At 49.5% G+C, this 24,930-nt stretch carries 32 protein-coding genes; 20 read left to right on the top strand and 12 right to left on the bottom strand.

Features of this window, described 5'->3' with window-relative positions:
• The first annotated feature begins 92 nt into the window (after nt 1–92).
• Together LKX83_RS08415 and LKX83_RS08410 are read left to right on the top strand one after the other, a co-directional pair.
• The gene (locus LKX83_RS08415; protein ID WP_227881730.1) at nt 93–1,370 is read left to right on the top strand and encodes a stalk domain-containing protein; all 1,278 of its coding nucleotides are present in this window, start codon (nt 93–95) and stop codon (nt 1,368–1,370) included.
• 3 nt (nt 1,371–1,373) lie between these two features.
• Nucleotides 1,374–2,378, top strand: coding sequence for a phosphotransferase (locus LKX83_RS08410; protein ID WP_227881729.1), 1,005 nt, complete (start codon nt 1,374–1,376; stop codon nt 2,376–2,378).
• 145 nt (nt 2,379–2,523) lie between these two features.
• On the opposite strand, the gene xerS is transcribed toward LKX83_RS08410, so the two are convergent.
• A complete protein-coding gene (gene xerS / locus LKX83_RS08405) occupies nt 2,524–3,594 on the bottom strand; it encodes a tyrosine recombinase XerS (RefSeq protein ID WP_227881728.1) in 1,071 nt (356 codons plus the stop codon).
• 132 nt (nt 3,595–3,726) lie between these two features.
• On the opposite strand from xerS, the gene LKX83_RS08400 reads away from it, so the two are divergent.
• From LKX83_RS08400 to LKX83_RS08355, 10 genes are all read left to right on the top strand, one after another.
• Entirely contained in the window at nt 3,727–4,620 is an 894-nt protein-coding gene (locus tag LKX83_RS08400; protein ID WP_227881727.1) for a hypothetical protein, read from the top strand.
• Between the two features lie 31 nt (nt 4,621–4,651).
• Nucleotides 4,652–4,981 (top strand): MTH1187 family thiamine-binding protein, encoded by a 330-nt coding sequence (locus LKX83_RS08395; RefSeq protein WP_227881726.1) that lies wholly within the window; start codon nt 4,652–4,654, stop codon nt 4,979–4,981.
• Between the two features lie 119 nt (nt 4,982–5,100).
• Nucleotides 5,101–5,619: a TetR/AcrR family transcriptional regulator gene (locus tag LKX83_RS08390; RefSeq protein WP_227881725.1), complete on the top strand. Its 519-nt coding sequence runs from the start codon at nt 5,101–5,103 to the stop codon at nt 5,617–5,619.
• Between the two features lie 185 nt (nt 5,620–5,804).
• Complete coding sequence (locus LKX83_RS08385; protein WP_227881724.1) at nt 5,805–6,440, top strand: TetR/AcrR family transcriptional regulator; 636 nt, start codon at nt 5,805–5,807, stop codon at nt 6,438–6,440.
• Nucleotides 6,437–7,189, top strand: a complete 753-nt coding sequence (locus LKX83_RS08380; protein WP_227881723.1) for a M23 family metallopeptidase — start codon at nt 6,437–6,439, stop codon at nt 7,187–7,189. The genes LKX83_RS08385 and LKX83_RS08380 overlap by 4 nt, the downstream gene beginning before the upstream one ends.
• Nucleotides 7,179–7,736, top strand: coding sequence for an alpha/beta hydrolase (locus LKX83_RS08375; protein WP_370639049.1), 558 nt, complete (start codon nt 7,179–7,181; stop codon nt 7,734–7,736). The genes LKX83_RS08380 and LKX83_RS08375 overlap by 11 nt, the downstream gene beginning before the upstream one ends.
• A complete protein-coding gene (locus LKX83_RS08370) occupies nt 7,733–8,497 on the top strand; it encodes a helix-turn-helix domain-containing protein (protein WP_227881722.1) in 765 nt (254 codons plus the stop codon). The genes LKX83_RS08375 and LKX83_RS08370 overlap by 4 nt, the downstream gene beginning before the upstream one ends.
• 416 nt (nt 8,498–8,913) lie before the next feature.
• Complete coding sequence (locus LKX83_RS08365; RefSeq protein WP_227881721.1) at nt 8,914–9,399, top strand: prolyl-tRNA synthetase associated domain-containing protein; 486 nt, start codon at nt 8,914–8,916, stop codon at nt 9,397–9,399.
• A gap of 422 nt (nt 9,400–9,821) precedes the next feature.
• Nucleotides 9,822–10,310, top strand: a complete 489-nt coding sequence (locus tag LKX83_RS08360; RefSeq protein WP_227881720.1) for a DUF6323 family protein — start codon at nt 9,822–9,824, stop codon at nt 10,308–10,310.
• Nucleotides 10,292–11,728 carry a DUF6179 domain-containing protein gene (locus LKX83_RS08355; protein ID WP_227881719.1) on the top strand — a complete coding sequence of 479 codons (1,437 nt, stop codon included), beginning with the start codon at nt 10,292–10,294 and terminating at the stop codon, nt 11,726–11,728. Before LKX83_RS08360 ends, LKX83_RS08355 begins: the two co-directional genes overlap by 19 nt.
• Nucleotides 11,729–12,225: 497 nt before the next feature.
• On the opposite strand, the gene LKX83_RS08350 is transcribed toward LKX83_RS08355, so the two are convergent.
• The 6 genes from LKX83_RS08350 to LKX83_RS08325 form a co-directional block, all read right to left on the bottom strand.
• Entirely contained in the window at nt 12,226–13,035 is an 810-nt protein-coding gene (locus tag LKX83_RS08350) for an arsenite methyltransferase (RefSeq protein ID WP_227881718.1), read from the bottom strand.
• A 253-nt stretch (nt 13,036–13,288) separates the two neighbouring features.
• Nucleotides 13,289–13,561 (bottom strand): hypothetical protein, encoded by a 273-nt coding sequence (locus tag LKX83_RS08345; protein WP_227881717.1) that lies wholly within the window; start codon nt 13,559–13,561, stop codon nt 13,289–13,291.
• Nucleotides 13,562–13,648: 87 nt separating this feature from the next.
• A complete protein-coding gene (locus LKX83_RS08340) occupies nt 13,649–13,996 on the bottom strand; it encodes an ArsR/SmtB family transcription factor (protein WP_227881716.1) in 348 nt (115 codons plus the stop codon).
• Between the two features lie 12 nt (nt 13,997–14,008).
• On the bottom strand, nt 14,009–14,200 hold the full coding sequence (locus tag LKX83_RS08335) for a hypothetical protein (protein ID WP_227881715.1): 192 nt from the start codon (nt 14,198–14,200) through the stop codon (nt 14,009–14,011).
• A 123-nt stretch (nt 14,201–14,323) separates the two neighbouring features.
• The gene (locus LKX83_RS08330; protein WP_227881714.1) at nt 14,324–15,382 is read right to left on the bottom strand and encodes a flavin-containing monooxygenase; all 1,059 of its coding nucleotides are present in this window, start codon (nt 15,380–15,382) and stop codon (nt 14,324–14,326) included.
• A gap of 73 nt (nt 15,383–15,455) precedes the next feature.
• Nucleotides 15,456–15,893 carry a MarR family winged helix-turn-helix transcriptional regulator gene (locus LKX83_RS08325; protein ID WP_227881713.1) on the bottom strand — a complete coding sequence of 146 codons (438 nt, stop codon included), beginning with the start codon at nt 15,891–15,893 and terminating at the stop codon, nt 15,456–15,458.
• A 182-nt stretch (nt 15,894–16,075) separates the two neighbouring features.
• Here LKX83_RS08325 and LKX83_RS34285 point away from each other — a divergent pair, with 182 nt between their 5' ends.
• From LKX83_RS34285 to LKX83_RS08290, 7 genes are all read left to right on the top strand, one after another.
• A complete protein-coding gene (locus tag LKX83_RS34285; protein WP_227881712.1) occupies nt 16,076–16,198 on the top strand; it encodes an arsenate reductase/protein-tyrosine-phosphatase family protein in 123 nt (40 codons plus the stop codon).
• A gap of 75 nt (nt 16,199–16,273) precedes the next feature.
• Complete coding sequence (locus tag LKX83_RS08315; RefSeq protein ID WP_227881711.1) at nt 16,274–16,600, top strand: ArsR/SmtB family transcription factor; 327 nt, start codon at nt 16,274–16,276, stop codon at nt 16,598–16,600.
• Nucleotides 16,601–16,613: 13 nt separating this feature from the next.
• Nucleotides 16,614–17,906: an arsenic transporter gene (locus LKX83_RS08310; protein WP_227881710.1), complete on the top strand. Its 1,293-nt coding sequence runs from the start codon at nt 16,614–16,616 to the stop codon at nt 17,904–17,906.
• A 29-nt stretch (nt 17,907–17,935) separates the two neighbouring features.
• Complete coding sequence (arsC, locus tag LKX83_RS08305) at nt 17,936–18,361, top strand: arsenate reductase (thioredoxin) (protein ID WP_227881709.1); 426 nt, start codon at nt 17,936–17,938, stop codon at nt 18,359–18,361.
• Nucleotides 18,362–18,372: 11 nt separating this feature from the next.
• Complete coding sequence (locus LKX83_RS08300; RefSeq protein ID WP_370639053.1) at nt 18,373–18,837, top strand: ArsI/CadI family heavy metal resistance metalloenzyme; 465 nt, start codon at nt 18,373–18,375, stop codon at nt 18,835–18,837.
• Between the two features lie 23 nt (nt 18,838–18,860).
• Nucleotides 18,861–19,040, top strand: coding sequence for a hypothetical protein (locus LKX83_RS08295; RefSeq protein ID WP_227881707.1), 180 nt, complete (start codon nt 18,861–18,863; stop codon nt 19,038–19,040).
• Nucleotides 18,994–19,275 carry a protein-tyrosine phosphatase family protein gene (locus LKX83_RS08290; protein ID WP_227881706.1) on the top strand — a complete coding sequence of 94 codons (282 nt, stop codon included), beginning with the start codon at nt 18,994–18,996 and terminating at the stop codon, nt 19,273–19,275. The genes LKX83_RS08295 and LKX83_RS08290 overlap by 47 nt, the downstream gene beginning before the upstream one ends.
• A 134-nt stretch (nt 19,276–19,409) precedes the next feature.
• Here LKX83_RS08290 and LKX83_RS08285 read toward each other — a convergent pair whose 3' ends face one another.
• The 3 genes from LKX83_RS08285 to LKX83_RS08275 form a co-directional block, all read right to left on the bottom strand.
• Nucleotides 19,410–19,904, bottom strand: coding sequence for a GNAT family N-acetyltransferase (locus LKX83_RS08285; RefSeq protein ID WP_227881705.1), 495 nt, complete (start codon nt 19,902–19,904; stop codon nt 19,410–19,412).
• Nucleotides 19,905–20,379: 475 nt separating this feature from the next.
• A complete protein-coding gene (locus LKX83_RS08280) occupies nt 20,380–21,351 on the bottom strand; it encodes an aldo/keto reductase (RefSeq protein ID WP_227881704.1) in 972 nt (323 codons plus the stop codon).
• A gap of 16 nt (nt 21,352–21,367) precedes the next feature.
• On the bottom strand, nt 21,368–21,790 hold the full coding sequence (locus tag LKX83_RS08275; protein WP_145950312.1) for a MerR family transcriptional regulator: 423 nt from the start codon (nt 21,788–21,790) through the stop codon (nt 21,368–21,370).
• A gap of 999 nt (nt 21,791–22,789) precedes the next feature.
• Here LKX83_RS08275 and LKX83_RS08270 point away from each other — a divergent pair.
• On the top strand, nt 22,790–23,206 hold the full coding sequence (locus tag LKX83_RS08270) for a VOC family protein (RefSeq protein WP_007729208.1): 417 nt from the start codon (nt 22,790–22,792) through the stop codon (nt 23,204–23,206).
• Between the two features lie 84 nt (nt 23,207–23,290).
• Here the strand turns inward: LKX83_RS08270 and LKX83_RS08265 are convergent, their stop codons facing one another.
• Nucleotides 23,291–23,659 carry an SRPBCC domain-containing protein gene (locus LKX83_RS08265; RefSeq protein ID WP_227881703.1) on the bottom strand — a complete coding sequence of 123 codons (369 nt, stop codon included), beginning with the start codon at nt 23,657–23,659 and terminating at the stop codon, nt 23,291–23,293.
• Complete coding sequence (locus LKX83_RS08260) at nt 23,631–24,587, bottom strand: sigma-70 family RNA polymerase sigma factor (RefSeq protein WP_227881702.1); 957 nt, start codon at nt 24,585–24,587, stop codon at nt 23,631–23,633. The genes LKX83_RS08265 and LKX83_RS08260 overlap by 29 nt, the downstream gene beginning before the upstream one ends.
• Nucleotides 24,588–24,930: the final 343 nt, after the last annotated feature.

Below are 24,930 nucleotides of genomic sequence, written 5' to 3'. Positions count from 1 at the left end.
ATTGAATCTCTTAATGCACTTTTGCTATAATTTGAGAAGGCTTGCCTATCTATCAATCTATTCAATTCTCGCAGGCTTACGGGAGAGGACTTATGACTGCAAATTGGACTCGGAACATAACGACCGCCGCGCTCGCCATTTCTCTGTTCGCCGGGACCGCCGCTTCGGGCGCGTCCGCCGCGGAGAAACCGGTGTCGATCGTCCTGGACCGCGTGCCGCTCGCCGCGAGCGTCCCGCCGATCGTCTATCAAGGCACCACGATGGTGCCGTTTCGGGCGATCGCCGAAGCGCTAGGCATCAACGTCGCGTACGACGCCGCCACGAAGACGGTGCGCGCGACCGGCAAGGACGCCCAGGGACAGTCGAAGGACGTCGTCCTCCGCGTCGGACAGAACTACGCGACCGTCAACGGCGCCAAGGAAACGCTCGCCGTCGCGCCGATGACGAGGAGCGGCTCGGTGCTCATCCCGCTCGCCTTTTTCAGCCGCCAATTCGGCGCGCTGGTCGACTGGAACGGCGCAGCCAAGGCCGTGACGATCGTCTCGCCGCAGCGGGAGATGCGGCTGCTCGGCTTCTACGCCATCTCCTCGTTCGATCAGCGGGACTTGATCGCGGGCTTTAACGAAGTGGCCTTCGGCTGGAGCCAGATCGACGACAACGGCGTCTTCACGCTGAAAGACGCGAACGGCTCCAAATGGCGCTGGCCGGACGCGGCGGGAGACGTGACGCCCGAATCGATCGTCGCGGACGCGAACGCGCAGGGCGCCCGGTCGTATTTGGCCGTGCTGGCCAAGGACGGCAAGCGTCAGCTCACGAAGGTACTGACGGACAAGGCGCTGCGGGACGACTCGATCTCGCAGCTTCGCGAATTGGCGCTGCAAAACGGCTTCGGCGGCATCCTGCTCGACTTTGAGGGTCTCGGCTGGCAGGACGATCCCAAACAGGCGCAATCGCAGCTCAACGTCTACGTCAAACAGCTCGTCGAGACGGTCGCCGCCGACGGCATCAAGGTGTCGCTCGCCGTGCCGCCGCCGAACAGCGCGTACAAAGGCTACGATTACGCCGCGCTCGCCAAAATGGCGGACGAGTTGGTCTTGATGGCGTACGATTACGGAACCGATGCGCAGCGCAAGCAGCCGCAGCCGAACAATCTGGTCGAACAAGCCATCCAAAAGACGCTGGAAGCAGGGGTCAAGAAGGAAAAGCTGCTGCTCGCCGTCAATGTCGACGCGGAAAACGAGACGTCGATCGGCGACAAGCTGGGCTTGGCCAAGCGTTACGGCTTGGGCGGCGCCGCCGTTTGGCGGATCGGCATCGTGACGAATGCCGAGAAGGCGGCAATCGACGCTTCCATCGTCAAGAAGGGCTGACGGATGCCTTTTCGGCAGCTGTTGGAAGCTTACGATGCCGAAGCGGACTGGGCGCTCGCCGAGGGCAATAGCGGGTGGAACAACACGACGCGTTACGCGTCGTCGGCAGGGAAGCAATGGATTCTCCGCATTTACGAGACCCATCGCGACCCCGGCAAAATTCGCTTCGAGCACGAGGTATTGCTCGCGCTGGCCGGCAGCGCGCTGACGTTCGGAATACCGGTTCCCCGGCGAAACGCCGAGGGGGAAACGTTCGTTCCCTTGCAGGACGGAAGCGGGAGGTATGCCTGCTTGTTCGCCTACCTGGAGGGAGAAAGGCCGGACGGGCAAAGCCCGCGAACAGCCTACGCCGTAGGCGAAGCGGTCGGTCAATTGTCCGACGCGCTTCGCGGCGTATCGCCGCAGGTCTCGCCGGCCTATCCGCCTTATTACGAGTTGGATAAGGCGCATCCGTCCTGCTCGCTCGCGCGCGTAGCCGCCTTTTGCGTCGACCCTCCGCAGACGCTGCGTCATCTGCGCGGGGAGCTCGCGACGCTGGCCGACGGTCTCGCCCGTCTGCGCGCCGATCTGCCGGCGATGCGCTCGCTGCCGCATCAGCTCGTGCACGGCGACATCAACGACTCGAATCTGCTAGCCGAGCTGGAGGACCGGCATCGGATCGCGGCGGTTCTGGACTTTGAATTTTGCACGCGAGACGTTCGCGCGATGGAGCCGGCGGTTGTGATCTCCGGGATGCTTGGGCAGGAAGGCGGGCGCGATGCGATAACCGCATTCGCGCGGGGCTACGCTTCGGTTGTCCGGCTAGGCAGCGCGGAAGCCGATGCGATCGTGCCGCTCATCCGGCTCCGCAAACTGGACGTGTTCGTTCATTTTCTGGGCCGATACCTGGATGGTGTCGACGGCGCGGACGTTCTGCTCGCCCAGATTCCGGACGCCGTGTCGGGATTGGCGGAGCTGGAGCGAGAAGCCGACTTCATCAGGGATTGCTGCCATTCGCACATGGTTTAGAAGGCTTCAAAGCACAACCCCCCGGGCGGGTCCGAGGGGTTGTTTTGTGCTATACTGGGCGTACAAGCGAGTTTCCAAAGATTGGAGGGAGAGGGCGCGGTCGACGTCCGCGCCAAGGTCCGGGGATCGGTCATTCCGCGACACGTCAGCGGTCGATCGCTTCCTCCATCGTTTTGTCCGTCAGATGCGCGTAGATTTGAGTCGTCTCCGGAGAGGCGTGACCGAGCTGCTCCTGGGTTTTGTACAGGTCGTTGCGCAAATAGTAGTCGGTCGCGAAGGAATGACGAAGCTTGTGCACCGACAGGTACGGCTTGCCGAAGCGTTTGGCATACTTGATGACCATCTCTTGGACGGCCCGCTTCGTCATCCGTGAGCCTTCGTTTTTGCCGTTCGCGAGCGCGAGGAACAGCGCCTTCTCTCGTTTGGGCGCGCGGTAGCGCGTTTCCCGCTGCTCCAGGTACGACTCCAGTTCCGCGATCGCGTCGTTACGAAAGTAGACCGGCGTCTTGAACGTGTCGTCGTTTTTGCCTTTGCGGTATACGTAGAGCAGCTTTTTCTTCAGGTCGAGATCGTCAGTGTTCAGATGGACGAGCTCCGACACGCGGAGCCCCGAGTTCAGGATGAGGCTGACGATACAGGCATCGCGGGTATGATTCAGCTCGTGCGCGAAGAGAGCCTGCTTATTCGAGGCGACATCGCTGGCATAGTCCTGTCGGATATACGCGATAAAGGCTTCGATCTCTTCCTCCTGAAGCAGCTTGCCCTCCAGCTTGGCGGCCGTGTCCTTCGGCTTGTGCGTCCGCTTGATCGACACTTTGGCCATGACATTGCGTTTGAGCAGCGGATAAAAGTCGTCGTCTTCGGCGATCTGGCTGAGATAGTGGAACAGCGAACGCAGCGACGACAGCTTGCGCGAGATGGTCGTCCGGCTGTTGGCCTGATCTTTGCGCGTCGCCAGGAACATGCGGAAGTTGTCGACGCTGTCCATGTGCAGGCGCTCCAGATCGACGAGCGGGATGTCGGACATCCGATCCGCCTGGGTAAGACCCTCGGCCATGAGCCAGCCGAAAAAAGCTTCGTAATCGCGCACGTATTCCAAGAGGGAGGAGGGCGACAGATCCGGCAGCTTGTAATTGACGAATTTCTCGACATACCAAGGCATGTGGGGGATCCGACGCTCCAGCTCTTCCCGGTCTTTTTTCTTTTGCAAATTCATAGGCGTCCCCTTTGTCCGCACAGCGTAGTCTTTCTATTATAGCAGAATCAGGAAGGGATCAGACAGCGGGGGATATATTTAATTAAACTAATAATTTATATAATTAATTAATATGAAAAGGGGCTTGGAGACATGATAAACGGTTTGCCCGACGGCACGTTGGAGAAAGCCCGATCGTTTCTGTATCGTCACGCACGACTCGTCGATCGGCTCCGGTTCGCTTTTCATTGGGAGAAAGGGAGCAAGAAAGCGGTGTTGACCGCGCTGAAAGCCTACCAAAACGACGACGGCGGCTTCGGCAACGCGCTGGAGGCCGACATTCGTTGCCCGCAAAGTCAGCCGGTGACGACGGAGTTCGCGCTTCTCTATATGAACGACCTGGATCGCTTCGACGCCGGCATGGTCGCGAGCGTCGGACGGTATTTGAAACAGATCGCGCTGCCGGATGGCGGTTTTCCGCGCGCCCATCGTTCGATCGGAGCTTACCCGCACGCCCCGTGGTGGGCGACTGAGGAGGACGAAACGTTCAGCGTCAATCCGACGGGCAATCTGCTCGGGCTGATGATGAAGCAAAAAGCGTGGACACTGTACGAACACGAGCCGTGGTTTCGACTGTCCATGCGGCAAATGTGGGAGCATATGGAGCAGACGCTGCCGGCCGACTATCACGAGGGGGTGCAGTGGATCGGGTTTTTAAGCGTTGTCCCCGACCGTGCGCTATCTCGGCCGTACTTGAGCAAGCTGGACGAGTGGCTGGCACGCCCCGGCGTCATTGAGCGAGACCCGCTAGCGCAAGGCTATGTGCACAAAGTGTTGGACTGGGCGCCGCGAAAAGACAGCTATGCGGCCAAGTTCGTCACGCCGGAGGATATCCGGCTGCACTTGGCCCATCTATTGGCCGAACAGCAGGAGGATGGGGGATGGCCGATCAGCTGGACGGCGCTGTCTCCCGCCGTCGAGATGGAATGGCGCGGGTACGTAACAGTGGAACGGCTGTTAACGCTGCGGTCTTACGGCGTGATTTGATCGGCGCATACGAATAAAAGGAGGGATCGCCATGGCGATCGTACAAGTGACGATTGTCCCGTTGGGGACCGGATCGACCAGCGTCAGCGAATACGTCGCGGCCGTCGAACGCTTGCTTTCCGAAGCTCCGGAACCGATCAAGCATCAGTTGACGCCGATGAGCACGATCATCGAAGGAGAGCTGGACGACGTGCTCGCCGTTGTTCGCCGGATGCACGAGGTGCCATTCCGGAACGGGGCGAAGCGCGTGTCGACGTCGATCACGATCGATGACCGGCGGGACAGGCAGGGGACGATGGATCAGAAGCTGGCGTCGGTGTCCGAGAAGCTGGTCAAGGCTCCGTCGGATCGCAGAAAGTGAACATAACATATATTATGTAAACTATTGTCGTCATATCAGCAGCGGAATTGATTCGCGGGATCGTTATTTCTATAATAGGAGTTATTGATCCATTAATCGATAACATAGGGGGTGCGGGAATGAGAGAAGAAAAAGCGTCGGTTAACCGAAAGACGGAGATCATCGCGGCGGCCATCGACGTCTTTGCGGAAATCGGTTATTATCGAGCCACGACCGCGCAAGTTGCGGAACGCGCGCAAATTTCCCAACCTTACGTATTCCGCTTTTTCAAAACGAAAGAAGCGCTGATGGTCGCCGCGTTGGAAGTAGCCTGGGCCCGTTTGTTCGAATCCTTTCGCCAAGTAATCGCTTCGGTGCCTCCGGAGGTCATGGAGCAACGCTTGATCGAAGCCTATGACGCTCTGCTGCAATCGCACAAAAACGAAGTGCTGCTGCAGATGCAAGCGCAAACGATGAACGAAGAAGCGGTACGAGACGTCATGCGCCAAGGTATCCGGGAGGTTCGTCAAATCGTGCTGGACGCGTTTGCGGAGCAAGGCGCGGCGAACCCCAAAGAAAAAACGGTGATCTTCTTGGCCATCGGCATGCTGTGCAATATGGCCACCGCGTTGGATATGCCCGAACTAAAAGAGCGGTAGGCGGAGGCGATGGGGAACTTTTAGCCGCTCCTCGCGCACGGTGCTATCCGCTGCTCTTGCCAGCGCCTTGACCGTTTGCCTGGTCAAGGCGTATTTTTTGTCTTTTCATTGACCTTTTAGGTAAATGGAAATATAATGGGATTGACCTGTCAGGTAAATGATAGGCGCTTAGGAAGGTGGTTGGCATGCTTCCCAGATTGGAAACGTTGGAACCGGGAAGAAGAGAGGCGATTCTCAACGCGGCATTAAAGGAATTCGCCACCAAAGGATACGACGAAGCCTCGACGAACGTGATCGCCAAAGCGTCAGGAATATCAAAAGCGTTGATGTTTCATTACGTGCAGAGCAAAAAGGATCTTTTTCTGTTCCTATATGATTACTGCACAGATAGGATGAACCGAGAATATTTGCCATTCATGAACTTTCGCGAGCCCGATCTTTTGGAAAGACTGCGGCAATCGTATTTTCTTCAATTGGAGTTGTTGCATAAGCATCCTTGGATCTTCGAATTTATCGATCGCAGCGCCCATACGAAGTCCGACGAAATCAGGAGGGAACTGGAGCTTAGAACGGCCGGCAAACCGTTGATTTGCGAAGAGACGATGTTCGGCCATGTGGACGAATCGAAATTCAAAGACGGGCTGGACGTGAAACGATGCAAACAGCTCGTGTATTGGGCGAATATCGGTTTTACGAATCAGATTCTGGAGGAGATTCGAAATTCCGAAATCCCGAATCTGGATTACGATCATATCCGCACCGAGTTGGATGGTTACTTGAACGAGCTTCGGAAAGCCTTTTACAAGGAGGAATGGACATGAATGGATATGCAATTCCCGTCATCGTCGAGTTTCCTTTAAGAGGAGAGTGGATGGCGCCTAACACGCCGGGGAAAAGGATCCCAAGCCATGGGACGGATCTATTGGGAGAGAGATACGCATTCGATTTTGTGAAGGTCGACCCCTCGCGGAAAGGGAAGCCCTTTTACCGGGCAAGTCCATTGCGTTATCTCTTGTACGGCGTTCCGCTCCATGAGACTTACGGTTGGGGTGAAGGCGTGTATGCGCCGTGCGACGGGGAAATTGTCGCGGCCGAAGACGGGCGCCGGGAAAGGGCGAGAGTTCATCCGGTTTCCGATCTGTTTGTCGCGTTAAAGAACGCTTATACCTTTCACCCTGACCAGAAAGGCATCGATGCCGTTGCCGGCAATTATATCGTGATGAAATGCAGGGAGAACGTCTTTGCCGGATTCGCCCATCTGAAGACGGGATCCGTGGCGGTTACCGCGGGCCAATGTGTAATACGGGGGCAGAAGTTAGGCGAGGTCGGGCATTCCGGCAATTCGACCGCGCCGCATCTTCACTTCCAACTGATGGACAGCAGTGACTTGCGTACCGCAAAGGGGATTCCATGCGCGTTTGAAAGGTATGAACGGTTTCGAGGCGGCGAATGGAAGGCCGTTCGTCAAGGCATTCCTTCGGATCAGGATCGAATTCGATTCCAGGAGGTTTCGACCAAGCGAGAGCGATTCGATTCAGTTGCCTCGAAGCGCACTCGAGGTGACGGATGAATTGCGGCAACTCTTGCAAACGGCTGGCGTGCCGGCCCCATATCTGTTCGTCGGCCACTCGTTGGGAGGCATTTATGCGCAAAGATACGCCCAGCGATTCCCGGGCGAGGTAGCCGGGATGCTTCTGTTAGAACCGCCTCACGAGGACTTCCTGATCCACACGCCAAAGCTCAAGAAACGCTATCTTCTTCAGCAAGGATTTGCGATGCTTCGCACACTCGTGGCATACAAGCGGGTGTTTCGCGGTATATTCGAACATATGTTCGAAGAATGGCCGGATGCTGTTCGAGAACCACTCATTCAATATCATCTGAGGACATTAACGAAAACGATTTCAGAAAGAAAAAATTTGAATGGCGAGCTTTATGATGACATCCGCAAAGGCGGAAAACTGCCGGACGCGCCGTTGATCGTGTTTTCGACGCTGGGGAATGATCCGTTTATGACGCCGATTACGAGCCGATCGTTTCTGCACGAAAACATGGATTCATTCAATCGCGCTAAAACTGCGATCTACGGCGCTTTGGGAACGGGAGAGCGTAAATGAGCAACCAACCCGTTGTGGTTCAAGAGAGGCATCGCCTTTTAGTTTATAAGGTAATGGATTACATCGAAGAGCACCTTAACGATAAGCTCACGCTCCATAAGGTAGCGGAGCTGGTTTCCTACTCGCCTTTTCACTTTCATCGCCTATTTAAAGCGGTCACCGGTGAAAACCTTAACGATTATGTTAAAAGAACTCGTTTGGAACGAGCTCTAACTAAAATCATAATCTATCATGACCAGAGTCTATCGGAAATTGCCATAGATTGTGGTTTTTCTTCGATCGGCGATTTTTCTCGTTCGTTCAAATGTTACTTTGGAAGAAATGCTTGCGAGTTCAGGGAAGGCAATCTACAAAATCGCAAGATTTGTGAAATTGATCGCAAGATCACCGAAAGATATTTCGATACAAAATATTACAATAGTATTAATCCGAAGGAATGGTACCAGAAGTATGTAGGGATGTCATTACTAGAGGAGCATCCCGAAAAGGGATGGGCTCTTATGGGACTTGGTGTAGAGCATCATCCCGGAACATCATTATGGTGGTTAGAAACGCTGCCTCCGATTGCGTATACGGGCCCAATTAACGGTCCGGCTACACCCTCCTGCGTCCTTCATGATACATGGGTATTCCAAAACTATCATCAATATTTACTCGACAGCGGTGTATCCGTTTCCGATATTTCCGGTAATCTAAACGGATTTGCGCGGTTCCATTTCTTCGATCCAGATGGAAATCGATTTAGTATTCAAAAGTATTGAAGAAAGCTAATATTCAAGAGGGAGACAAACATGACCACAACATTAGTCTTGAGTCTAAGCCGGGTTTTGGCCCTTGTTCGCTTCATCCATCGATGAAAGGAATCCAAAGTTTTGGGCTGGATTTGTTGATCCTACGCGGATTTCTGAATTGCTAAACCGTTAGGCTCCGAATAATAAGTATTAGACTGACTCCGATATAAAACCGGCGGGCAGTCTTGGACTGGAAAATTAAGTCCTAGACTGCCGCTGGTTTATTGAACTAACATATCCGTTAGCTTAAAGGTAGGAGGTTGGGTTTATTTGTCATTCAATTGCAGGCGGCTTGATGAGACTTTTCAGTATGGGGATATACTTTTGGGGCGAAGTCGCTCAGCTATAAAGTCGAGAATATAAAATCATAGAGACAGGTGAATAACATGAACAAAACAGCGATCTTGGAATTACTTGAACAATTGAGTATTAGCTATGAAATCGTGGAGCATCCAGCTGCATATACGATCGAAGAAATGGATAGTTTCGAAATGCCTAACGCCCATCAAGTTGCGAAAAACCTATTTGTTCGGGACGATAAAAAAAGAAGTTATTATTTATTAACAATTCAAAAAGATAAAACGGTGAATCTGAAGGAATTGCGAGCGCTACTGAATTCAAGACCACTCAGCTTTGCTTCTGAAGAGGATCTGTTTAACTATCTTGGCTTGCAGAAAGGCGCAGTGACACCCTTGGGCGTACTGAACGACACCGAGCGTAAAGTCGAAGTAATGATTGATGAGGATTTATTACCATTCAATAACATTGGCATACATCCAAATGAAAACACCGCAACAATCTGGATTTCAATTGAGAATTTACTAAGACTTATTCAGAGGCACGGTAACACTGTTCGTGTGGGTAAAATTTAAACTATCCTGCCAGTTAGCTTAATGCCGTTCCCAGTCTAATACATATTTTCAGTCTAATGGTTTATTTTCTTTTAACAAAAATGATCTCTATGTTCATCACAGGATTGCGGATGAAAATAAAAGGTTGGGTCAGAATCATCTCTGCCCAACCTTTCTTTCTATGATAACAAGCTGCTGCTTAATGGTCTACGAGAAGGGCTAAAGTCTCAATTAAAGCGCAAAAAATCGCTTCGATTGACAAGAATGGAAACAACGATTAAAATATATATTATTATAAAACATATCTCTATATTATATCATAATTTAAATAATATGTCAACTATTAATTTGATTTTTATTTTATTGATTTTTTCGAGAAAAAATTGATGGCATGGTGATAGCGATGTGCTGTATATATAGAGTCGAAAAAGGGGGATGACCACATGTATTTGTCTCGGATTTTCAACTCCCTGAACGTGTCTATGCAGGAACAGTATATGACCGAATTACTGGAATTGAACGAGAAGACCAAGGAATATGGCCTGGTCCTGAGCCTGAAGGATGTTCAATTAATGATGGCGGCAAGAAGCCAGGCCCTTTACAGCTACGGGCGGGTGGAATTGAGCATTGAAGTGACCAAGGAGCTCATCGAGGTATTTTCGACGTCATCGTTCATCCAGCAGGAGAACTATGTAGATACCCTGAATGAACTGCATGAGATTTTTTATTATCTTAAAAATGAAACAGAAGACAGAATCAATGACATAAAGCTCCTCCATAGGATGAAGGAAGTGTTCGAAGATGATTGCGAGGGCTCATTGGACTTGTTGAAGAGCAGACTCGAAGAGTATGCCGAAGAGTTCCGAAGACAATTGCTGAAGAAAGAATCTTTACTTGAGGGAGAAGATGAATATTGGGATCTGAAAATCTAAATGACAGGCGCGAGTTGACAGTTCAGGGCGGCATTCGCAAATCTCGGCTGCAGCGAAATCAATATACGATTTCCTTAATGAACGAAGGCTTGCGAGCGGGGTTGCTCACGAGCCAAGAAATGATGCGCATTCAAAATGCGTTCATGCAGATCCTGCAGGAGCTGATCAAGAAATACACCCAGGGCGAAAGTACCTCAGTCACCACGGAAACAGCAGAAAGCATCTTGACCTCCATCATGTATGCGGCAGACGCGTATCTGTTCAGCTTAGAGGAGCCAGAGAAGGCGATTACGTATCTCAAAACGATTGATGTTCGCCAAATCTATGAAAGAGGTGTTGAAAAGGTCAGTCAATGCTTTGAAGAGACCAAGCAGTTATTTAAGGAAATCACTGCTAACAAGCTGGAGGTTCCGGTCGACGCTTATAATATGACCATCGATGAGTCGCTACCTGTCTTTCTCAGGAAATACGGAATCATCTTCGATGCCCACAATACGATGGCCAGTATTGATTACCCACTGGCTCTCGATGACATGCGGCTTCAAGGCGTTTTCTATATGAAACAGTACCTGGAACGGCTGAAGCTGGAGACCAAATTTTGCGCTTTGTTCGATCAGCAGGAGCTATTGGATTTGCTGGTTCACTACGGAAGGGAATGCAGGTTTAACTACCGAATCGAGCTGTTCAATATTTATGAGCTAATGCTGAATAATGCGATATTCTCGATTTTATCAGGGGGAGATGCCGATGAAATCAGGATTTCCGAGGGTCAATACAAACGCTTAGAACAGCAATTCATGAGCCTCACTGAACCGCAAATTCGGTCCGTCATCTCTGATGCGATGGGGAGGCTTCAACAAGAATTGCCGATTAATTCGCAATTGAAGGAGTATATGGACGGGTACAAAGAAGACCTCGCTAAGCGAGTGGCGAATGCTGCAAAGCACAACAACTTACGGACTGTCATTATTACAGAGAGGGAGGGGGGAGCGAAGTCCATTGTCATTTTGTTCAACGAAAAGGACAGAATGAGCGATGTCCAATTAAGAAGACTGCTGCATGAGATTCTGGCATGCGAGAGGAAGGAGGACAAAGTCAAGCTAATTTTGTCAAGCTTTCATTCCTTCCATGACTATCTCGATATGCTTGAATCAGACTGCTTATACGGGGATGAGTATGATGCCCTCTTCCATGCGTTTGGCGATATGGAGTTGGCTATCCTGGCGAAAATCGTTTTTTATGAAGAGCTACGAAGCGAGACTCTGGATTTGCCGTCCATTCTGTTATTAGAGAATGAGTATCCAATGGAGTGGCAAATGCGATTTGTCCAGTGCCTGCAGGGGATGAGTCGGGAGCGGCTACAAGCCTTCGAAAAGTATATGGATGAGATGGATTATGAACAAATGAAATTCTATTGATAAAGTAAGGCAACTAAATGTGTTATAGGGAAAATAGATGAATCAGCCGAACTTGAACAAGAAGTTATCCATACCGATAACTTCTTGAAAACAGCTTGAAAGGTAGCATATTTGAGAAGTTCAGCAAGCTCCTGTAACATCGACTACGAACTATTTGACGGTCTGATAACACGTAACTCCGAACTGATTCGTTATAGTTCGGTTCGTATTGGTTGTTACAAGAGTTCGGAGGTCGCGCCTGAGGTATTTGAGAAGTTCAGCAAGCTCCTGAGGTTTCAACCTACAGTCTTTTTCACAAAACCCGTATTTTATACATATGTATACGGGTGCCTTACTGCGATGCCGTTTGTTGTCGGCTGACATCACATACCTATTGCCTGTCTTATGGCCCTGAAGCGAATTGGCTTTTTTAAAAAGCCCTCACGTGGAGGGCTTCTTATGATAGGAAAATTCGATCATGGAGTAAGTAAAGGAATAGGCTCTTTCAAATACTTTTGTTATTTCAGTTTGACAGCTCTTATGGCAGCCGATTGAATGTAGTCCTCCACTTTAGCTCCTGGGACCCAGTCCTTTATGAATTTGCTGGAGTCGTCTTTGGGTTCAATGACAATATCAACGAAACCACTTACTCGAAGCATTTCTCTAACTTCCTCTACGGTGGACGCGCCAGATATACAGCTTGCTAAAGATTCCATATCTCCCTTAACCTCGGCAGGCAATTCCGCAGTTGTAACTACATCCGAGATAGCTAAACGACCGCCTGGATTCAAGACACGGTATGCTTCATTGAATACTTGTTGTTTATCCGGAGACAAGTTAATCACGCAGTTAGAGATAATGACATCCACGCTTTTATCTACAATAGGCAGATGTTCAATCTCACCAAGGCGAAATTCCACATTCTCATAACTATTCTTCAGAGCGTTGCTGCGTGCACGGCTTACCATTTCCGGCGTCATATCAACGCCGTAGACCCTACCTGTCTCCCCTACTTGTCTGGAGGCGAGGAAACAATCAAACCCAGCTCCACTCCCCAGATCAAGTACGATTTCCCCTGGCTGGAGAGACGCGATCGCTTGAGGATTGCCGCAGCCAAGTCCAAGGTTTGCTCCTTCCGGAACTGCCGTTAACTCTTCACTTGAATATCCTAACTTAGCCGACACTTCATCGGGGGTTCCACAGCAACTTGAAGAAGTTGAAGAAGTCGAGGGTGAGCAACAGCTTGCTGCTGCAGTGCTTTGAATGGCAATTTGCTTGTATCGATTACGGACATGCTGACGCACCTCATCGTTCTGAACCTGGCTCATTTAGATGGCTCCTTTTGAATCAATATTTTTTGATTTATTGGGCATATCAATACTTATTAATGTGATTCACTTTGTCTGAGCACCATACGTTCCCACTTTTTACGAAGGCGGATTTGAGGATTTAGTTCTTCATTGGTTACATGCTGAAGATAACCTTTGGAGCTTTCATTGATAAGATCCTCACTAGCTGACACCGCCCCGTGCATCACGTAAGAAGGCAAAAAGGGCATTCCCGTCAAATTTGCCGTAGCACTTAAGCGCAACAGGACGGGCTAGCGTCTTCTATTACCAAAGCGCCATCTTTTGTGGCCAACATGACGCTCTCTGCTTTAGCTTTAGCCTGAGAATCCATTACGACTAATACTCCATTAATGGATGTGGAACTATCATCTTCCTGAAGCTTGCTGAGTTCAAAACGCAATGTCGGCCCACAGCAAGACTCTTGCGACGTTACCCTCAAACAGTCACTATCATTTTCGGCCAGCACTTCCGCGATAATCACTTTTGCATCATCCGAAATTTCCATTGATCCACTCTCCTTTTTATAATCAAATTATCTTGATTAATTTCGCAGACCTTAACCCACTTGTTATGGGGGTCACTATCAAGAGTATTAGCAACACCCCTTAGGGCGATCATCGACTTTGCGGAAGATGCAACACAGTTCAGGCGATAGCAGACTGTTCACTTCATCGTGATTCAGCTCATAAAAGCTCCAGGTACCTCGCGTTTCACGAGTGATCAAGCCGGCGTCAAGCAAGATCTTCAAGTGGTACGATAGCTTCGACTGAGGCATCTCGACCACTTCTGTCAAATCACAGACACAAACGCTACCTCTTTGCGTGAGTTCGTACATGATTTGCAGACGCTTTTGATCAGCAAGGGCTTTAAACTTGGCTTCATACTTTGAAAAGTCGACAGAACCAGGGACGGGTACCACTACTGGAAGTTCTTTTAACATCTCATTCCCCCCTTAGCAGCAAACAGAGCAGCAGGCAACGGCTGGATTGACTTGAAGGAATACTGGCTTTACTTCAAGAACCGGTTGTTGGACAACTGCCTTTGCAGCATTGTTAAAACTGGTCCATTTCCAGGTATGGCGGGCTTGATTCTCAATTTCGGTTTTTTGATGCATCATAAGCTGCTCCATTGCGAACACGTTCATTCTTACCGCTCCATCCATCAAATAAATTTGATCTTGTGGATTGATCTTACCATGGAGAATGGAGGAACACAAGAGTAAATCAAATATATTTGATTAAATGATGACCTTCTTTCTCAGCAACCACTACCTCTTTGATAAATACTTCTTCAGCTTCTTTACAACGAAGTTTGCATCTGGCCCCACGCCTCGAATCGTTGCCGATGCAAAAGATCGTTGTCCGTAGAGACCTACGTAATATAACCCCGGAACGGTCTCACTTACACCAGCTCGTTGAATGGGGGCTCCTTTTGAATCCGTTGCACCTAATTCATTCAAGTGGTTAAGGGTTGGTCGGTAACCAGTAGCAAAAATAACTGCATCGACAGCTTCCTTCTTGCCGTCCGGCCAGATCACACCGTCTTCGTAGAAGGCTGTGAACATCTGCCGTTGATCCGGCTTTCTGGCTTTGAGCTTCAACTGGTATTGATCAAGGTCTACGACAGATGACGGATTAGGGGCGTTCTTCCCAAACCGCCAGAAAGGAAATGTGTCGAATCCGATCGCTCGAACCCATAGGTGAAGATCGATCCCCAATACACGCTGCTTTGTGAATTGGACAGGTTTAAGAACGGCAAGGCTAGTATGGCTCTTTTCAGCCAATTCAACCGCTATTTTTACTGCAGAATTCCCGCGACCTACGACGAGTACACGCTTGCCCGCAAATGCTTCTGGCCGCCGGTAATCGGACGAATGAAGCATCTCCCCTCGAAAAGTATCCTGTCCTGGAATTTGAGGCTTGTAGGGGCTGTGGAAGGATCCGGTGGCGTTAATCAGCGTCTTTGCTAGAAACTTATTCCCTTCGTTCGTATGAATGGCGAATAATTGACCTTCCCTCGTGACCCGATCGATATGCTGATTTGTCTTGACCGGCAAATTAAAATGCGCTTTGTACTGCTTAAAATACTGAATGACTTCATTCCTCAATGGATATCGGTTTGGAGCACTTGGAAACTTCATTCCTGGAAGTGAAGAAACACGTGCTGGAGAGAACAACTTTAGACTTTCGTAATACCTTGGCCAAGATCCTGCAGCTTGTGCCTGAGATTCCAGGATGATGAACTTCAGCCCTTTTCGTTTCAAATGGTATCCCGAAGCCAGGCCCGCCTGCCCTCCTCCAATTACAATTGAATCGAAAACCTCCATGTTCGTAACGCCCCTTTCATGTTATTTGCAAATTGCAAGTATTAGTCAACGATAAATGCACTTGCATTCATCGCTAGCTACAACATGACGATGCCTTCCCCATGCTTTCATTGAGCAAGCGAAGGGAGCGACTAACGCCATCCCTTTCGGATTCATCAATGTTGGCGAAAACCTGTTCTAAATAACTTTGCACCTGGTGATCAATGGTTGTGGCCACAAACTTACCTTGCGTGGTCAGTGATAAAATGAACACCCTTTTGTCAGAGGCGGACGCAACTTTATGGACCAGTTGCTTCTGCACCAAAGTCTGGACTTGCCGGCTGAACGTAGTAATGTCCATTCCCAACTGATCCGCAAGCTGTTGTATGGATGGCTGGTGCTGACGATCGATTTCGTATAAGATATTGCTCTGAACTAGCGAAAGCTCAATTCCGCCTACTGTACAGCAATTTTTATTGAGAAGCCCAAAATGTTTCGTGATTTGTTGCAGTAATTGCCGAACTTCTTCCATCGCTCTCACCCCACACATTACTTATACGCTACTTATTTGCAAAATGCAAATAATAATTCGATTTGGATTTTCCTATAGATTGTTGAATCCTGCAAATGGGATAACCCTAAATATAAGTTAATATCAATATAACAAATCAATTATATACTAGATTTACTCTTAGTTACGAAAGGATAATAAAGATGAAACGCCAACTGAATCTTTATTTTCTGTGTTCTCAAAATCGTTGCCGAAGCCAAATAGCTGAAGCATTCGCCAAGCACTACGGCACTCGTGAGGTGAATTCTGCATGTTTTTTATATTAGGTGTTGATTATATAATGAATATCTTATATAATCTTCACGACAAATGATCTGGACATTCTGAAGGGAGTGAACGACATGGTAACCACCACGATTTCCATTGATGAAATGGCGGAAACGTTAAAATTGCTCGCCCACCCCATGAGGCTGACCATTTTGGCGCTGCTAAAGGAAAAAGAAATGTGCGTTTGTGATATTGTAGATATCCTTGAGACGACACAGCCAAATGCCAGTCAACATTTGAAAAAACTAAAAGGCGGGGGCTTGGTCAACGAGACTCGGCGCAGTCAATGGATTTATTATTCGTTAAGCGTGGAAGATAAGCCTTATTTAAAAGAAATCATCGAACAACTCCCTTCCATGCGGGGGAAAATACAGTCCCTTCATTGTAATGATTGCTGTTAACTAGGAGGCAGTTATGCTCGCGGTCGCTACGCTCATCTTTTTAGTTACGCTTGTATTTGTCATTTGGCAGCCCAAAGGGCTGAACATCGGTTGGTCTGCATGCGGCGGAGCCATTATTGCATTAATTTGCGGTGTGGTGAATTTTAACGATGTATGGGATGTCACCCAGATCGTGTGGAACGCAACGCTCGCATTCGTCGCCATCATTCTCATCTCTTTGATCTTAGACGAGATCGGTTTTTTCGAGTGGGCGGCTCTGCATATGGCGCGGTTTGCAAAAGGAAATGGCAATCTGATGTTCGTTTATGTCATTCTGCTCGGAGCTGCGGTCGCCGCGTTCTTCGCAAATGACGGAGCAGCCTTGATTCTAACGCCGATCGTACTGGCGATGGTTCGCGCGCTTAAATTCGATGAACGCATGATTCTTCCGTTTATTATGGCGAGCGGATTCATCTCGGACTCAGCCTCCCTTCCACTAGTCGTCAGTAATCTGGTCAACATCGTTTCGTCGGACTTCTTCGGCGTCGGGTTTGTAGAATATGCGAGCCGTATGATCATCCCCACCCTCTTCTCGATCGCTGCAAGCTTGCTTGTGCTCTTCCTGTTCTTCAAACGAAGTATTTCGAAGCAGTATGACTTAAGCCAACTCAAATCGCCTAGAGCGGCTATCAAGGATATGCGTTTATTTAAGATCTCCTGGATCGTTTTAGGCGTATTGTTGGCCGCCTATCTGTTAAGCGAGTTTATCCAGGTTCCAGTTTCTATTATTGCCGGCGTGGCTGCCCTTGTATTCCTTTTACTGGCCCGTCAAAGCAGTGAGATCCACACTTGGAAGCTTGTAAAAGGCGCTCCATGGGCGGTCGTCACCTTCTCCATTGGCATGTACGTTGTCGTTTACGGACTGCGTAATGTGGGCCTTACCGATGAACTGGGAGCGGTATTTAAGTGGCTTGGAGATCAAGGCTTGTTCGTCGCTACAGTAGGTTCCGGTTTCGTCGCTGCGATCCTTTCCTCCATCATGAACAACATGCCTACGGTCATGATTAACGCTCTGGCGATCGACGGTACAAACCCGACAGGCGTCATTCGCGAAGCGCTGATCTATGCCAACGTCATCGGATCCGATCTGGGTCCGAAGATTACGCCGATCGGCTCGCTCGCTACGCTGCTTTGGCTGCATGTCCTATCCAGCAAAGGCGTGAAGATCACCTGGGGGGCTTACTTCAAAACAGGTATTATTCTCACTGTCCCTGTCTTGTTCATTACGTTAACTGGATTGTTCGTATGGCTCAAAGTCGTCGGTTAAAAACTTAAACCTCAAAGGAGCTAACTACATTGGAAAACAAACCACTCGTCTATTTCTTGTGCACCGGTAACTCTTGCCGCAGTCAAATCGCAGATGGCTTCCTTAACGCCTTGGGCGGAGAGAAGTACGAAGTCAAAAGCGCAGGGTTGGAAGCGCATGGCCTGAATCCACGTGCCGTTCAAGTGATGCAAGAAGCCGGCGTTGACATTAGCCGCAACTCATCGGACGTAATCGATCCCGAGATCCTGAATCGCGCAACGTACGTCATTACATTGTGCGGTCATGCAGATGAACACTGCCCGGTCATTATGAATCCGAACGTCATCAAATGGCACTGGGGCTTTGAGGATCCGGCCAAGGCAACGGGCACCGAAGAGGAAATCATGGCGCAATTCCATGCCGTTCGCGACGCCATTAAGGCACGGATCGAGCAATTCGTTCAAGAAGGAAAATAACGATGGCAGCGATAAAAAGAATTCACGTCGCGGTGAACTGTTCGAATCTGGACAAGTCCCTCGCCTTTTATCGGTCCTTCTTTGGAGCGGAACCCACGAAAGTCAAAGACAACTATGCAAAGTTCGAACTAGATAATCCTGCGCTCCACTTTTCGATAAACGTTAGACCCTTTGAGAAAAACGGTGTATTAAACCATCTCGGTTTCCAAGTGGACAATACGGAAGACGTGCTGGCAATGGGTGAACGACTTCGCCAAGCTGATCTTTTGTTGATTGACGAGATGAACACGACCTGCTGCTACGCTGTTCAAGATAAGGTATGGGTATACGATCCCGACGTCAATGCGTGGGAGATTTTCTACACCAAAGAAGATTCGGAATTCGAATCTGCCGGCGAGGCGAGAGATTTATCTTTGTGCTGCGCCCCTCCATCTGCGCCGATGAAGATCGAGTTGACGAACTTCCGTAAAATGTAAGCTGTCATCAAGGGGGCACTACGATGGAGAAAAAGTATCATGCATTACATGACAACAAGATCTTTATGGGCGGAGCAGCTGACGTAGAGGCGATGGAAAAGAATGAAGGCGTGGAAGTGGTCGTGGATCTGCGCGCCGAAGCAACTGAATGCGCCTATGCAGATTCGAAAGCGAAATGGGTACAGATTCCGCTTAGGCGATAATTCCACGGAGAGCCAACATCAGCTGTTCCAAAAAGCCATAGAGGAAGTCGTAGGAGCCTACAGAAGCGGTAAGAAGGTAGCTTTTCACTGTGGAGGCGGAAAGGGACGTACAGGCACTGTTGCGGCTGGTACTCTCCTTGCGCTAGGAGCAGCAAAAAATCTTGAGGATGCGGAATCTAAAGCAAAAGATATCCGCCCTGTCATCGACATAAGTCTGTTCAACGTGAGGCATTAGAACGCATTTTCAATAAGTGAAGTATAGAGACGCCCCTTGGGCGTCTCTGCTTCAACTTGTAGCCAGCTTAAAATGGGGCACCCAACCATTATTCTAAAAGGAATCTGTCTCCAGTCGACTGGTTATCCATTTTTTTAATCAACGCCAACGACTTCGCTTCGTCTTTCCATGAACAAAACATCTCTCCAAACACCATCCATCTTGCCGATCCTGGATCTTACCCCTACTTCACGGAAGCCATGCTTCAGATGAAGTGCGATACTTATCGTATTTTCTGGAAAAATTCCAGTTTGAATTGTCCAAACCCCCGTCTTCTCCGCGGCTTTTATTAGTTGACCTAAAAGATAGTCCCCCACTCCCTTGCCACGCTGATCTTGCTTTACATAAATGCTATTCTCTCCTACACCTTTATACACGCATCTTGAGGATACTGGGCTTAGTGATGCCCAACCGACGATCTTGTCATCATCAAGACAAACGATACTGCACTCCAATACGCGACTAGAAAACCAGTTATCCTTAGCAGGAACATTCGTCTCAAATGTTGCATTTCCGGTCAGGATGCCCTCTTCATAGATGGCTTTTACGGCTTCCCAATCCTCACTGGAAATAAGTCGTGTAGAGAGCATGGCGATCCCTCCGCTTCTTTATGTCCATATTTTATTTGCATTTAGATGTTCCTGTCATCAGCTATATTTGGGTAAGTGTGATAACCATATAAATCATATCTGTCCGGCATGCTCTCATAAGCTGCAGCAGAACACCCACGTCGTCCTTTTCAGCAGCCAGCTGCACCTGGTCGTCTCGCCGATCTGCGCTTACGATTCGATTGGATACTGCTTCTGAATACACGGCAATAGGAACACATTCTTGTCCTCAATCGGCAATAGGTACATATTCTTGTCATTCGTTTGCGACAAGAATATGTTCCTTTAAATTAAAAAACCCACGATTTATGGGGGTTTGAATATGTACATATTCTTGTCCTCTGACAAAACTGGTCGGTCAGATCATTATTGTCGGATGACAAGAATGTGTACCTGACAATATCCAATTGCAAATGGTCCACGGAGCCCGTGGACCATTGCTTCTTCTGATTATAGTCTAGCCGTCGAGCAGCGTCATCTGTTCTTTCATATAACGCGTGCCTTGAACGACATTCTTGGGGCTGACCTGATCGATTCGTTCGAGGTCCTCCTTCATGAGAAGGATATCAGTCGCGGCCGCATTTTCCTCCAGGTACTTGATACGCTTCGTACCCGGGATAGGCAGCGCCCCGTTGGAAATCGTCCAGGCAATGGCCAATTGGGATGGTGTACAGTTCTTCTCCATCGCGATCTCCTTGATCTTGTCGACAACCTCAATGTTCTTCCGGAAGTTGTCTCCTTGGAACCGCGGCATCCATCTGCGAAGATCGTCGGCGGCCAAATCCTCGAAAGTGCGAAGCTCGCCGGAGATAAAGCCCCTGCTCAGTGGACTGTAGGCCACATGGGTAATCCCTAGCTCTCTTACGGTAGGGAGTATCTCCTCTTCGATGTCACGGCTCCAGAGCGAATACTCACTCTCTAGCACGGAGATCGGATACACGGCATGAGCGCGGCGAATGGTGGAAGCGGAAGCCTCGGACAGGCCGAGCGCCCGAACTTTGCCTGCCTTGACCAAGTCTGCCATCGCTCCGACCGTCTCCTCTATCGGGATTTGCGGATCGACGCGGTGTTGGTAGTATAGATCGATGTAATCCGTATTCAAACGGCGAAGGCTATCCTCCACTACTTTCTTAACGTAATCAGGATGGCCATTGATGCTCTCGTAATTTGGGGTGTACGAGAACTTGGTGGCGATAATGGCTTGCTCGCGGCGCCCTTGAAGAGCACGGCCGAGCAGCTTTTCGTTATGCCCGTTCCCGTACACGTCCGCGGTATCGAACATCGTGACGCCAATGTCCAAAGCGCGATGGATCGTTTGGATTGACTGTTCGTCGTTAGTCTCCCCGTAAATGCCTGGAGACATTCCCATAATTCCCAGTCCGATCGAAGAGACGAGGATATTGCTATTGCCCAAAATTCTTTGCTGCATTTGTTAATCCCTCATTCTATGTTTGTTGTCGCTCTGACTCCTCCATCTTGATTAACAACTGGCTCTCGGAAGGGATTCTCCCTTTCTCGATGTCTTCGTATATCGACAGTTTGTTATTGACGGCGTCGAGCGCTTCGGCCAATTCGTTCTGGCGGCGAAATAAATCTTCCTTGTACTGGTTCAAGATCGCTTTGCGCTGTGGAATCGTGGAATCACCATCGAGCGCAAGATCCACCATTTCCTTCAGCAACGACAGCTTCATCCCTGTCGCCCGGAAACATGTCATCAGCCGGATCCAATCTAGGTGATCTTGTTCGAACAGTCGATTCCCGTTCTTATCTCTCTTAATGTAAGGGAGCAACCCCTCCTTCTCGTAAAAACGAATCGTATGAGCCGGGCAACCAAGCCGCTCAGAAGCTTCTTTGATCGTGAATGCCATTGGCCGGATCGCTCCTTATCGGTTATTTTCAGACGGAATCGGCTGGTTCTTCCTCATCCTAAACCTTAAAGTACACTTTAAGGCAAGCGTTATTTTGGGAGACTGCTGTTAACGTCTGAACTACTGATTATCATTATAATGCCCATCATTGACCCTATTTAGGGGGCTGTGAAAACTGGAGCTATAATAGAGCTGCCTTTATTCGTAGCAGCTAGTTCATGGATATCCAATCGTTTTCTGTAATCTCCAACGGTAAGTTCTAATATCTCAGATATTCTCGCCCCTGTTTCAAACATAAAACGGGTTATTACTTCATCCCTTAATCGCCATCCTTGGGTGCCCCCAGCCTGATAAATGCGGTAAGGCAGATCCCAATCACCAATGATTTCGGGTACCTAGGGATTTTTCCCGCGCCTTTATTCCTGCATTCCCTTTTCCTGCCCCAAGTGTCGATCTCTGCCTCTGGTTATCTTCCTTCCCACTTTGCGAAAGTTGAAATCCTGCTTTCTTGGCCACATTCGGCAATCGGAACAGATTCTTGACACTGACTAGTGACAAGAATCTGTTCCGATAAAATGAAAAACCCGCGATTTTCACGGATCGGATTCGGTACACTTTCTTGTCATCCGACAACCCACCACTTCAATTCATGTTTTCTCTGCTGAAGCAGAAAAATGGCGACGGTTTCGAACTTTTTCTTTCGCACTTCGGTTTTATTATTAATTTCCATACCGTTCCCTCATTCCGTCACTCGATACTCACCCTTTAATTGTCTTATATTCAGACGAATTCCTTATTAGAGAGGTTTTAATTTTATCCCTGCACAATAAGTATAAGCAACCTTACGGGAATGGCGGGTATCCGAACTCAATACCAAGTTATTTTTCAAAATTTACGCTTCCGAATCCATGAGACCGATGAAATCCCGGATCGGCTGTCGTCTATATAAACGAAGGCATAAATGAACACAAACTAATTTGACGAAGAGGTGTTTTGAAAATGGCATTAACGTCCGCGTTCACGAGCTTCAACCTGCCTGTAAAAAACGTAGAACAATCGAAAGCGTTCTTCACCGGACTCGGATTCGAGCTCAACCCGCAATTCCCCGAGAACGAGAATTCGGTAGCCATCGTGATCGGCGACAACCTGCAGGTCATGCTGATCAATCAAGCATTCTTTAATACCCTCACGGAGAAGGAATCCGTCGATACGAGCAAATATGCGCAGATGACGATCGCATTGGCCTTCGAGAGCCGGGAAAAGGTCGATGAAATCGTGAATACCGCGGTCTCCTTGGGCGGAAAATTGCACGCTGAACCTGAAGATCATGGATTCATGTATCATTGGGGCTTTGTGGACTTGGACGGCCATCTGTGGGCCATTAACTACATGAACATGGATGCGGCACAAGGTTAAGGCTAACGGAGAGCACGCTCGTAAAGGGTTCAAAAAGAAAGACGCCGGGCATCTTCCATCTTCCCGGCGTCTTCTTCGCGATGATTAGTTTTGTTCGGTATAGGCTTTGAAATTGTCCATGATCGTTTGCCAGCCTGCTTGCTGGAACTCGACGGGATTGGAGCTTTCCGCGTCGGACGTTTCAATGACCTTCGTCTCATTCCCTTGATCGACGAAAGCAATATCCACTCTTCTTCCGTCTTCCATGGTGTAGCCGATCGCCTCATGCCGATTCACGACATCGTAGACGCCGCCAAAATCAAAGCCCATGCTGCCATCCTTCGCTTCCATCCGTGTCAGAAACTTGCCGCCGACCCGCAGTCGGCTCTCTGATATTCGTCGTTTGGTTATTCTCAATGATATAGACGTAAGCCAATGACGAAATTCATTGCTCAATTCGCTCAGGTAGCCCAAATCGCGAAAATAATGGCGTATGAATGAAGTTTTGAACGTGCAGGATTTGATTTTCTTTGGTTTCGATGACGTGGATGCCCCAGGGTACCAGGCCAGAGCCCTCTTTGCCCGGCATATACTGGGCCAACGCCGGATAACCGCCATTCACCGTAATGGGCACAAATCGCGAACCTTCGCAATGCCAGCGAGTAAGCGAATAGAAGGCGGACAAATCTTCCTTGCCGCGGATCCACATCTCGAAGGGCGGCATCGACATGCAACCTTCCTCGTGGAACAACGCGACGAGCGTAGCAATATCGAATTGCTCGAAGGCCTCCACATACCGGGACAGCAGCTGCTGCTCCGGTTGAACGTCCATGCTGCTGAGCTCATCAGAGCGAAGCTGCGCCCGGTCCATCGTCTCACGGGCTCTTTGCAAGGCGCTGTTCGCCGCTGCCGGCGACATCGACAACGTTTCCGCGATCTGCTTGGAGGACCATTCAAATACATCCTTCAAAATGAGTACCGCGCGCTGCCGCGGAGGCAAGGTCTGCAGGAGAGCGATGAAGCACAGTTGAAGGGTATCTCTGCGGACGAGCCGATCCTCCGGATTGCCCCCAAAGTCGGGAGACGGCCAGATCCAGGCAGTGTCCGGCAACGTGTCGCGCGGTTCGACGATGGCGACGGCCGGGGCGAACAAGTCAACGGGAAGCGCGCGGCGTTTGGATTGTCTCAGCTTGTCCAAGCACAGGTTGGAGGCAATCCGATAGACCCAAGTTTTGAACGAGGAATCCTGACTGAACGTGCTCCAGCTCTGCCAGACCCGAATACTCGTCTCCTGAACGGCATCGTCCGCATCGTCCATGGAGCCTAGCATTCGGTAACAGAACGAGGTTAAGCCCGGCTTCAAGCTTGCAAATAATGGTTCGTCAAATGCGGTCTCGTTCATCGCGGCCTCCCTTAACGATCTCCCCGAAGGGCGGTACCTTCATTATATGCAATGAAGCGGACAGCCTCAATCCGAATAAAAAGGCAGGATTATGGGTTCATTTATCATGGGCCTTCGAGGACTTGGACGGCCATATGTGGGCGATTAGCTTCATGAACAATACTGCGTCGGAAGGCCAGGGATAACGAAGAGCATCAACGGTAAAATATAAATCCAAAGACGCTGAGCGCATATGCCCGGCGATTTCATCGTTCTCGCACAACAATCAGCTTAATTGCTTCTCAATTGGCAGAAATTTTGCAAAGAACATGACACGGATAACGGCGTGGGAAATTTTACAAAA

The organism is Cohnella baijiui (assembly GCF_020731285.1).
Lineage (GTDB): Bacteria > Bacillota > Bacilli > Paenibacillales > Paenibacillaceae > Cohnella.
The sequence above is the reverse complement of the archived record's forward strand: the minus strand, read 5'-3'. Positions and strand labels throughout refer to the sequence as shown.